The organism is Henriciella sp., assembly GCF_049649345.1.
GTDB lineage: Bacteria > Pseudomonadota > Alphaproteobacteria > Caulobacterales > Hyphomonadaceae > Henriciella.
Genome location: NZ_JBARZC010000531.1, coordinates 1 through 10,340, shown reverse-complemented (window position 1 = coordinate 10,340; position 10,340 = coordinate 1). Strand labels below are relative to the sequence as shown.

The window sequence follows — 10,340 nt, the reverse complement described above, 5'->3', positions numbered from 1 at the left end:
TTCATGGACCGCTTCAAGCTTCCCGACTTTTCCGGGCTCGACTGGAAACAGTCGACCGACCGGCTGCGCAACAGCTTTTATCGCGCCAGCCGGTCCGTCGAGCGCGACGCGCCGGAACTGGCGGATATTTCCACCATGGCGGTCGATGGCGCAGAGGGAACACTCAAGGCAAGGCTCTACACGCCGCTCGGCGCGGGCATAGGCCCAGGCCCCGGCATTATCTTCTTTCACGGCGGCGGCTTCGTGCTCGGCGATCTCGACAGCCATGACATGATCTGCCGCAGGCTCGCGGCCGGCTCACGCTGCCGGGTTCTTTCGGTCGATTATCGCCTTGCGCCTGAAAATCCGTTCCCGGCCGCCCATGAGGACGCCGCCGCGGCATGGGAATGGGCCTGCGCGCGGTCTGATGTGCTGAACATGGACCCGGACAGGCTCTGCGTTGCAGGTGACAGCGCGGGCGGCAATCTCTCCGCCTATCTCTGCCAGGAAATGGCGCGGCGCGGCGGGCCTCTTCCGGCTTATCAGCTGCTTCTCTATCCGCTTGTCCAGTTCGTCGACATCCGCGCCAAGAAACTCACCTTCCAGGAAGGCTTCTTCCTGTCGCCAAATCTGTTCGACTATTTCCGCGACGCCTACATCCACTCGGAAACCGACAGGATGGATCCGAAAGTCTCGCCGCTGTTTTCACCCGACGCAGATTTTCGCGGCCTGCCCCCGGCCCATCTGGTCCTTTGCGGATGGGATCCGCTCAAGGATGAAGGCCGCGCCTATGCGTCAAAACTTGCCGCACACGGCGTGCCGGTCACCATCCGGGAGCATCCTGGCATGGTGCATGGCTTCATGAATTTGACGGCTGTTTCCATGCCGGCAAGAGAAGCCATTCGCGAAGCTGGCGAAACGGTTGGCCATGCGCTTGGGGCGATTTGAGCCGCCTCCGCCATGCGGTCCGGAAAAGCCTCGTCATTTGGTAAACAACCCGCTATCATGCTCATAATGGGGGCGGCGATAGCGAGGGGATTGCATCCGGGATGACAATTCGCAAACGACTGGCAGCGGGCCTTCTGGCTCTGGGACTTGGCTCAACTCTGGCCGCCTGTGACAATACCGAGGGACGCCTCGATCGCCTTTCTGAGATTGGTGACGGCGTCCTTAATCAACTGGGCGGCGGCGAAGCAGAGACCGACGAATCGCAGACGGCCATGGAGAATGTCCCGGTCGAAGCCCGCGCCTTCCAGGGGCAGCTGCAGGAAGCATCGCCCGTCAGAGTGGCTACCGCCTCCAGCAAGTTCGTTGTCGGCTCCATCGTTGCCAAGCCGCGCAACAGCGCACCGCCGACATCCGTGGCAGAGGCTTTCAGCGGGCCCACTATGGATGACTATGATTCCTATGTGTCGAGCGACGCATCAGAGGCCGTCATTGTCGTGCCAACCGATCAGGAAATGGCAGCGCTGGAAAGCGAGAGCCGTTCGCTGAGCATCGAAGCCCCCGGCCGGCTTGAACGGGCGGTTCGCAAGCGCCCGACCATCACGATCGACCCAAAGTCCTCCGAGCAGGCATTCAAGGGCCTGCCACGCGCGCCTATCCGCGAATCGCGCAGCATTCAGGCCTATCCCAGCGCGCCAGCGCCCAGCGCCGATGCTCCGCGCAGCCTGGAGATGGAAGCGATTGTCGAGGAGAGGCCCCTTACCCAGAAATCGGCTGAACGCCGTCTTGTCATGCGCCAAACGGCCATGGAGGCCCAGGTCGGCGCCGAATCCAGAATGATCGAAACGGCTCAGAAATATGGGCTCGCCGCAAACATTCAGCGCTCACGCTCCGGCCAGATGGTCATCGAGGTCGGCTCACGCGCCATGAAGCCGACCCGCTATGGCGGCGAGGACGACGACGATACGCCCTGGATCGCCGAAGAGACGGAAGAGACTGTCTGCCCGGAAGGGATGAGCGACGCGGAAATCTCGCAAGATGCCGTCCTCGCGACGGTGTGCGTGATCCGCGACCTGAAAGAGAGCGGCGAGTTCGAATATGTCGAGAAGGACTGGCTCTATCAGAACCAGTTTGCCCGCCGCCCGAAAAATCAGGGCCCGGTCACGGCAACAGCGATTACGCCGAATGACCCGCTCTGGTCGCTCCAGTGGAATTTCCTCAATCCGGGCACCGGCCAGAACGAGGTGGCCGGCGGGGCGGGCTTTGTCGATTTCTGGACGACACAGGCGACACAAGGCTCGCCGGAAGTGGTCGTTGCCGTCGTCGATACCGGTCTGGAAATGGACCATCCTGACATTTCAGGTTCGCCCAATGTCGCCCCCGGCTGGGACATGGTCACCGATCTCGCCATGGCCAATGATGGCGACAGCCGCGACGCCAACCCGAACGATCCAGGCGATCAATGTCCCGAGGAGTTCGTCTTCGAAGATACCTTCCACGGCACCCACGTGGCCGGCACGATTGGTGCGGCCGTGTCCAACAATGCCAACGGCGTTGCGGGCGGGGCGTGGAACGTGAAGGTCGTGCCCGTGCGCGCCCTCGGCAAATGCGGCGGTCGGCTATCGGATATCAATGATGCGATCCGCTGGGCAGGCGGGCTCATCCCTGAATATGACGAGCTTGGAAACGAGGTCTGGAATGACAATCCGGCCGATATCATCAACCTGTCGATCGGCCTGTTCCGCTTCTGCCCGGCCTCGATGCAGGACGCGATTGATGCCGTCACAGAGCGCGGCGTGGTCGTTGTTGCGGCGGCCGGTAATGATTCTGTGTCGACCCAGTACTATTCGCCAGGCGGCTGCAACAATGTGATTTCGGTCGCCGCCGGTGATGCGCGAGGCCGGATTGCGCCCTATTCCAATTATGGGGCCGAGGTCGACGTCCTTGCGCCGGGCGGCGATCTTCAACGCGATGACAATGGCGATGGTCGCCCTGACGGCATCCTGTCGACCAAGCGGGCCAGTCAGTGCACCGACCCGGTCACCAATGAGAGGCTCGACAACTGCTTCTACGCCTATGAGCAGGGCACGAGCATGGCCGCACCCCACGTTTCGGCTGCGCTTGCACTGGTAAAGAGCAAGCGCCCCGACCTTACCGGGACATCGCTGTCGGATATCGTTTTGGCGGCACTTTCACCACGTGAAGAGGAACAATGTTCGGGCCCGTGCGATCAGTACCCTGGCGCAGAGCCGGTGAGTGAAGGCTCTGATATTTGCCGTCTTCCCTGTGGAGCCGGCTTGTTGAATCTGTCGGACGTAAATCTCGGCGATTGAATCGAAGGAAGAAACCGGGCGGTGGCTGAACACAAACACAGTATGGAGAGCAGACGTTATTATGGCGGTCAGATCGGACTTGCCGTGGTTGCTGTTTCAGTCTGCACGGCCTGCGGCGTGGCCTGGCTGTCCGGCGGCGATGATGCCTCGCTGTCCTATGCACCGGCAGGCACCGAACGCAGCGAACCGGCTGAGACAACAGCCGGCACGCCAGAGGCTCGCATTGACGTTCAGAGACCTGACGCCGCCAGTGACGATGACCGTGTACGGGTCGCGACCGCCGACAACTCCGTGCCTCAGTATACGCTGATCGTACGCTTCGACGATGAACCGGTTCTCGATGAAATCGGCCGGAGTTTCCGAAAGGATCCAGACGCCGCGCGGGCCAGATTCGCGCGCTGGGCTGCGGGCAAGTCAGCGCTGAGAGGCCTGCGGCTTGAGCGGGCAAGTTATGCCGGCGAGCTCGTCCTGACCAATTCCGGACCACGCAGCCGCGATCAGGCGATCGCGGAGATCGAGGCGATGGACAATATTGCCTATGTTGAGCCAGATTATTCGGCAGAGGCCAGCAAGGAAGGCTGAGAAAAACATGTTAAAGCAGATTGCAGGAATTGCCGTGTTCGGTGCGGTAGCCGCGCTTGCCGGGTGCGATGTCGACATCGGGCGTGCGGATACAGACGATCAGGCCGGCATGGAAACTGCCGGGCCGGCGGATCCCGATCCTGTAGAAACCGCGGATACCAATCGGCCAGAGGCCGTAACCGGCGCCGAGTCAGAACCAGATCAGCCAGTCCGTCCTGCCGCCGCGAGCCGGACGGCCGAGATCGACTGGGAAGCGGCGCGCACAGACCTTGCCTCCTCGCCGGCAAGCGAGGACGATGGCGCCTTCAACATACAGAGCGGCTCTACTGCGCCGCCTGTTCCGGTCCTCCTGCCGACAATGCCGGTGCGCCCGGCCGGCACGACAGATGGTCCTCAGCCCCAGTTCAGGCCCGTGCCTGATGGCTATTTCGCCGTGTTTCCGGGCCAGGACTACAATCTGATCGTCAATGGCACCAATCTCGTCACGGACATTCCGAATGTGGAGAATGTCGAGACCGAAGACATGACCTATTCGGAGACGACGACAGGCGCGATCGTCTCATTTTCGCGCTATGGCGCTGATTATATGATCGAATTCGAATGCCTCGGCTCAGGCGAAGAGGGCGGAGACTGTATCACCGAAGACGAGGCCAAGGCCGTCGCAGAAGAAATCGTGATCTCGGGGACTCAATAATGACACTTCTCAGGGGACTTCTCATCGCCGCCATTCTCATGGTGCCGGCGTGTGACAATATCCGATACCCAGGCGATGGGCGCGACGACGAGTACAACCCCGAAATCCCGCCAGGCGCGCCGGGACCTGCCCCGCCTGCCGAACCTGTCGATGATCCTTACGATACCGGAGAGACCGATGAGGGCCCGGTGTCGGACCCGTTGGACACGCCCGATCCAGATCCAGAGACGGACCCCAGCACCGATCCGGATCCGCTCGACCCGGTGGACACAGATGATCCCGACACGGTCCCGGACCCGACCGAGCCGGTAGACACGGAGACCCCTGACCCGACAGAGACTGACGCGGCAGATCCGGAAGGCCCCGACGCGGTTGATCCGACCGAGACCGACGCGGCCGATCCCGAAGAGCCCGACCCGGCCGACCTCGACCCGGCTGACCCGAGTGACTCGACGCCTGTTACAGACACACCAGACCCCGAACCCGAACCTGTCGTGGTCTTCTCCTATGTCGAGCCCGGCCAGCTCCTGCAGGGCTCGGGCACCGGCACAATCGAGACAGAGGCTGTCTTCGCCCCGGACATGCGCTTTCCAATCAAGTCTGCCCCCGCCTATCTGCAATCGCAGGTCTGGATGTTTGGCGGCGGCATCAAGGGCGGGGATCAATGCGACCCGCGCAATTATCAATACCCCTGGCGGGACAATTTCTGCGAAACCCGTTCATCGAACCGGAATTCGCCATATTGCCCGGTAAGCCGTATCCATCAGGGCCAGGATATTCGCGTCGGCACGGCAGAAGGCTGCAACCAGCTTCGCAGAACGAATGCCGCCGAGCGCGCCCTGTATGAGGTCGTCGCCGCCGAAGACGGCATCATCCAGTCGATCGGTACCTACACTGTGTCGCTACGTGCAGGGCCGCGCGTTTACAAATACATGCACATGAATATGCGCGCGCTTCAGGTCTCGTCCGGCGACACTGTCACGAAGGGGCAGACCCTCGGCTATGTGTCGAACGATTTTGGCGGCACGCCGACGACCTTCCACCTGCATTTCGAACTGCTCCAGAATACGGCTGAAGGCGGGTGGGTGCATGTGCCGCCCTACACTTCGCTTGTCTCCTCCTATGAGGACCGCGAAAGCGGGATCGGCGAGAAGATTGAGGCGACCATCGGCGTGGCCTCGACGCCCCCTCCCATACCCGAAGGCTTTGTCATCATCGAGTAGCCCTGAAGGCAGAAACGCCCGTCTGGTGCGCAACTTGCAAGTCGTCCTGCGGAATTTCGCAAGTTTAATGCGTTAACGACTTGATAAGCTCTTGCGCTCGTCCAACAGTGGCGACGGACGGGGCGTTACTGGTATAAGGACATGCGATGAGCAATGTGGAGAAGCTTCCCGTTTCGCCGCGCCGGGAAAGCCCTGCTGTCACTCTGATTGGGACCGATCTTCCCGCCCAATACCTGGAAGAAGCTGAACCCTCTCCGCTGATGATGTCGGCCGGCCTGTTGTGGCGCCGGATCATTCGCACCTTTCAGATCCTGCTCGTCCTGTTCCTGATCGGTTTTTACCCGGCACTCATTGTTGTGTCCCACCACATTACAGATGACCCGGTCATCCTGTCGGCCGAAACGCCCTGGGCTTCGCCTGAAACCGGCGTCATGGTCAGCCTGATCGCGCGCGAAATCGAAGGCCCGGGCTGGGCCAGTGACCGGCCAGGCTGGCACCCGCAAGCGCGCCTGACGGGCCTTCCCGAATGGCAGCGGACCGTGTCCGCTTCGCTCAGCGAATTTTCGCGCATGACGGCAGGCAAATCCGTAAATGCCGACGGCACGGCCGATCCCGATCTGTCAGCAGCCGCCCGCCTGCTCGCGCCAGAAGCCGACCTGGCTCAAACCCCTCGCCTTGCCGCAGCAGCCGAAGCGCTGGCCCGTTATGAAGGCCGCCTGGAACGCGACCTCGCCTCAGCGCCTGCTGGTACTGACGCGCTGGTTGACGAACTGGCTTTGTTTGCAGGCTGGGCCGATGCCTCGCATGCACGACTTGAAGAACGCATCGGCATGCGGGAAGGCTGGCCGGCCTCCAAGGAAGACATCCGCATCTTCTTCGAAGCCCGTGCCCGCGCCCACGTTGCAAGCCAGCTGATCGCTGCCTCGATCCTCGCCGAACCGGAAATTGCCGTCAGCGACGCTGTCCAGACGCGTATGGACCGGCTCGAAGCCAGCTGGCGCCGCGCAGCCGAGCTGAACCCTGTTTTCGTCTCGAGCCAGGCCGGCGATGCACGCCTGATGGCAGACCATATCGCCATGATGGCTTTCTATCTCGGCCAGGCCAGCCAAGCGACGAAAGATCTTGGTGCAGCCCTGATTGAAGAGCGCCAGGCTGCCGAAGCCGCCGCAGCGGTCGCCGCCGAAGCACAAGCCGCCGAGGCCGAGCAGACTGACTCCTGATCGGCCAGCCGCTTGAAAGCTGTCTGAAAACTGTCCATCTGAGCAGCTAGAGCAAAAAGGCTGCCCACAATGTTCATCCAGACCGAACCGACGCCAAATCCGGATACGCTGAAATTCCTGCCCGGCGAGACCGTAGCAGGCGCAGCTGGCCCGTTCGACTTCGCAAACGAAAGTGAAGCAGGGACCAGCCCGCTGGCGCAGACCGTGTTTCAGGTGTCCGGCGTAACACGCGTCTTCCTCGGCGGGGACTTTCTATCCGTCTCCAAGGAAGAAAAGGCCGACTGGAAACATGTCCGGCCGATGGTACTCGCGGCGATCATGGACCATTACGTGGCCGGCCTGCCTGTCATCAATGACGGCACCATGCCTGCAGCGGGCGACGACGGCGCCACGACGATTGAAGATTATGAAGGCGAAACCGCAGAAATCGTCGGCGAAATCCTCGAACTGATCGAAACGCGCGTGCGTCCTGCCGTTGCGCAGGATGGCGGCGATATCACCTTCCAGAAATATGATTCCGATACAGGCATCGTTCACCTCTCCATGCGCGGGGCCTGTGCAGGCTGCCCGTCCTCGACCATGACCCTGAAACAGGGCATCGAGAACATGCTGAAAGCCTATGTGCCGGAAGTGAATGCCGTCGAAGCTGCAATCTAAAAACAGACAATCAAGGAGAGACCCGATGTCGGACCCCGTGAACGACTATGCGCTGGATACAATCTGGCGGAATGCGCGCACTTATAATGGCTGGCTCGACAAGTCGGTGCCGGAAACCCTGATCCGCGCGGTCTATGACCTCACTAAAATGGGCCCGACGAGCGCCAATTGCTGCCCGGCGCGCTTTGTCTTTATCACCTCAGAAGAGGCCAAGAAACGCCTCGCCCCGCACCTGTCGGAAGGCAATCGCGAGAAGACGATGAATGCCCCCTGGATCTGTATCGTCGCGACCGACATGATGTTTCACGAGAAAATCCCTAAGCTGTTCCCGCACAATCCGGGCGCGAAGGACTGGTTCGAGGACAAGGACAAGCGCAAGGACACCGCCGACAGAAACGGCACGCTTCAAGGTGCCTATCTGATCATCGCGGCCCGTGCGCTCGGCCTTGATTGCGGCCCGATGTCCGGCTTCAGCCAGGATGGCGTCGACATGGAGTTTTTCTCCAACCGCGAAGAAACCAAACACTGGCGCTCGAACTTTCTTGTCGCCATCGGCCATGGCGATGAGAGCACGCTCTTCCCGCGCAGCCCGCGTCTCGACTTCGACGAAGCCTGCGAGATCCTGTAAGACACACACCCATGCTGACGCTTGGCATCAATACATCCGGCCCGGCCTGCGATGTAGCGCTGGTCCGCGATGGCGCCTGCGTCGCGTCTGTCTATCAGGCCATGACAAAGGGCCAGGATGCACGCCTTCCCGGACTTATATCGGACTGCCTGGCAGAGGCCGGCGTCACATTTGGTGATCTGAGCAGGCTTTCCGTTGTTACCGGGCCCGGGAGCTTTACAGGCGTCAGGGTCGGCATCGCTTTTGCCCGCGGCCTTGCGCTCGCCCTGAAGATTCCCTGCATCGGTATCACGAGCCTCGAAGCCGCCTTGCCCGCAGGCCAGCAGGGCTCTGCGATCGTGCTGCTTCCGGCCAAGCGGCGTCCGCCTGACATCACCTACTGGGCCCAGCGCTTCCGGACGGGTGAGGCGCTCGATCAGCCGGAGGAGATCGGCCTCTCCTCCGTGGCCCGCGAACTCGCCGCGCATCCTCACTTTGTCTATGGGGACGGGCTGGCCGCACTCGCCGAGACAGCCACGTCGCTCGATATCCATCCAGCGCACCCCTCTGCCCAACGGGCCGCCCAGATTGGCGAGACGCACGATGCGGAGACAGCCTCTTCAAGCCCGGTCTATGTGCGCAGTCCGGACGCGGCCCTGCCCGGCGGAAAACGTCTTTAGATGACCGGGTTCGACATCCGCCTGCTCGGCAAGGAAGACGCCGCAGCGGCGGCGCTTCTGCATGAAGCCAGTTTTTCGAATGGAGAACATTGGTCCGCCTTTGCGTTCCGGGACATGCTGGAGCTGCGCACGACACTCGGCCTTGCGGCTGAGCGACAAGGAAAGCTCGCCGGGCTGATCCTCATTCAACGCACGCCGCCGGATGCGGAAATACTGACCCTCGCCGTCAGCCGCGCGCACCGGCGCATGGGCCTTGCCGCGCAGCTCCTCCGGCAGGCAGCCGAACTTCTTGGCCAATACGGGATCGACCGGTTGTTGCTCGACGTCGCGGCGGACAATGACGGTGCCGTCGCCTTTTACCGATCGGCAGGCTTTCTTGCCGATGGGCGGCGCAAGAACTATTATCAGCGGGAGGGAGGCTCGCAGACTGATGCGATCCTCATGTCCCGCACAGTTGCTGGACAGATCGGGGAATCGGGGGCATGAAGCGCTCATGGACCGTTTAGAAAAACTCTGCGCCGAAAAAGGCCTGCGCATGACCGAGCAGCGCCGCGTCATCGCGCGCGTTCTTTCTGTCTCGGAAGACCACCCGGACGCTGAAGAGCTGCACCGCCGCGCCAATGAGCTCGATAATTCGATTTCGCTGGCGACGGTCTATCGGACAGTGAAGCTGTTCGAGGAGAGCGGCATCATCGAGCGGCATGAATTCCGCGACGGACGGGCCCGCTTTGAGGAAGTACCGGAAGAGCATCATGACCACCTCATCGATGTAAAAACGGGCGATGTGGTCGAGTTTCATTCCGAAGAGATCGAGAAGCTGCAGGTCGAGATCGCCGAACGCCTCGGCTACAAGCTGGTCGATCATCGGCTCGAGCTTTATGGCGTGCCGCTCAAGAAGGACTAGGCGCCTCCGGTCGCGGCGCGCCAAAAAGGGTCAGAAGTGGATACTTTTTTCCACCCTCGCCAGAAGGCTCACGCTCCGCAAAGGGAACTGCAGAACGGCGAATTCGTGCCCTATGCAGAGAAACCTAAGCGGCTGGAAGCCATCCTGCATGCTTTGCCAGCGCCGCCGCATGCCCCCGCCGATTTTGGCGAAGGTCCACTGCGTGCCGTCCATTCCGACGCCTATATCGACTTCCTGAAAACGGTATCAGCGCAGTGGCAGGCGAGCGGCCGGCCTGGCGATGCCATGCCCTATGTCTTTCCGGTCAATGCTCCCCTGCACTACGATCATGAGCGCGTAGACGCACGCCTCGGACGATTCAGTTATGACGTGGGCACGCCGATCACGCCTGAAACCTGGGTCAGTGCCTATTGGAGCGCGCAAACGGCGCTGAGTGCGCTTGATCGTATCGTCGGCGGCGGCAACCGATACGCTTTCGCGCTCTGTCGCCCGCCCGGCCACCATGCAGGCGCGTCT

At 61.6% G+C, this 10,340-nt stretch carries 11 protein-coding genes and 1 pseudogene; all 12 read left to right on the top strand.

Annotated features, from left to right (window positions below; genetic code table 11):
* Positions 1-927 (top strand): alpha/beta hydrolase (locus WA989_RS14665; protein ID WP_424341225.1); only part of this gene is annotated, 927 nt, incomplete at its 5' end.
* A gap of 101 nt (positions 928-1,028) precedes the next feature.
* The gene (locus tag WA989_RS14660) at positions 1,029-3,257 is read left to right on the top strand and encodes a S8 family serine peptidase (protein WP_424341224.1); all 2,229 of its coding nucleotides are present in this window, start codon (positions 1,029-1,031) and stop codon (positions 3,255-3,257) included.
* Between the two features lie 21 nt (positions 3,258-3,278).
* Complete coding sequence (locus tag WA989_RS14655; protein WP_424341223.1) at positions 3,279-3,839, top strand: hypothetical protein; 561 nt, start codon at positions 3,279-3,281, stop codon at positions 3,837-3,839.
* A 7-nt stretch (positions 3,840-3,846) separates the two neighbouring features.
* The gene (locus WA989_RS14650) at positions 3,847-4,533 is read left to right on the top strand and encodes a hypothetical protein (RefSeq protein ID WP_424341222.1); all 687 of its coding nucleotides are present in this window, start codon (positions 3,847-3,849) and stop codon (positions 4,531-4,533) included.
* Positions 4,533-5,756 (top strand): peptidoglycan DD-metalloendopeptidase family protein, encoded by a 1,224-nt coding sequence (locus WA989_RS14645; protein ID WP_424341221.1) that lies wholly within the window; start codon positions 4,533-4,535, stop codon positions 5,754-5,756. Before WA989_RS14650 ends, WA989_RS14645 begins: the two co-directional genes overlap by 1 nt.
* A gap of 146 nt (positions 5,757-5,902) precedes the next feature.
* Positions 5,903-6,976: a hypothetical protein gene (locus WA989_RS14640; protein WP_424341220.1), complete on the top strand. Its 1,074-nt coding sequence runs from the start codon at positions 5,903-5,905 to the stop codon at positions 6,974-6,976.
* Between the two features lie 69 nt (positions 6,977-7,045).
* Positions 7,046-7,633 (top strand): NifU family protein, encoded by a 588-nt coding sequence (locus tag WA989_RS14635; protein WP_424341219.1) that lies wholly within the window; start codon positions 7,046-7,048, stop codon positions 7,631-7,633.
* Positions 7,634-7,658: 25 nt separating this feature from the next.
* Positions 7,659-8,261, top strand: coding sequence for a malonic semialdehyde reductase (locus WA989_RS14630; protein WP_424341218.1), 603 nt, complete (start codon positions 7,659-7,661; stop codon positions 8,259-8,261).
* A gap of 11 nt (positions 8,262-8,272) precedes the next feature.
* The gene (tsaB, locus tag WA989_RS14625; RefSeq protein WP_424341217.1) at positions 8,273-8,920 is read left to right on the top strand and encodes a tRNA (adenosine(37)-N6)-threonylcarbamoyltransferase complex dimerization subunit type 1 TsaB; all 648 of its coding nucleotides are present in this window, start codon (positions 8,273-8,275) and stop codon (positions 8,918-8,920) included.
* A complete protein-coding gene (locus tag WA989_RS14620; RefSeq protein WP_424341216.1) occupies positions 8,921-9,406 on the top strand; it encodes a GNAT family N-acetyltransferase in 486 nt (161 codons plus the stop codon).
* A gap of 7 nt (positions 9,407-9,413) precedes the next feature.
* A complete protein-coding gene (locus WA989_RS14615) occupies positions 9,414-9,824 on the top strand; it encodes a Fur family transcriptional regulator (protein WP_424341215.1) in 411 nt (136 codons plus the stop codon).
* A gap of 36 nt (positions 9,825-9,860) precedes the next feature.
* Positions 9,861-10,340: pseudogene (locus tag WA989_RS14610) on the top strand (histone deacetylase family protein); the annotation flags it as partial.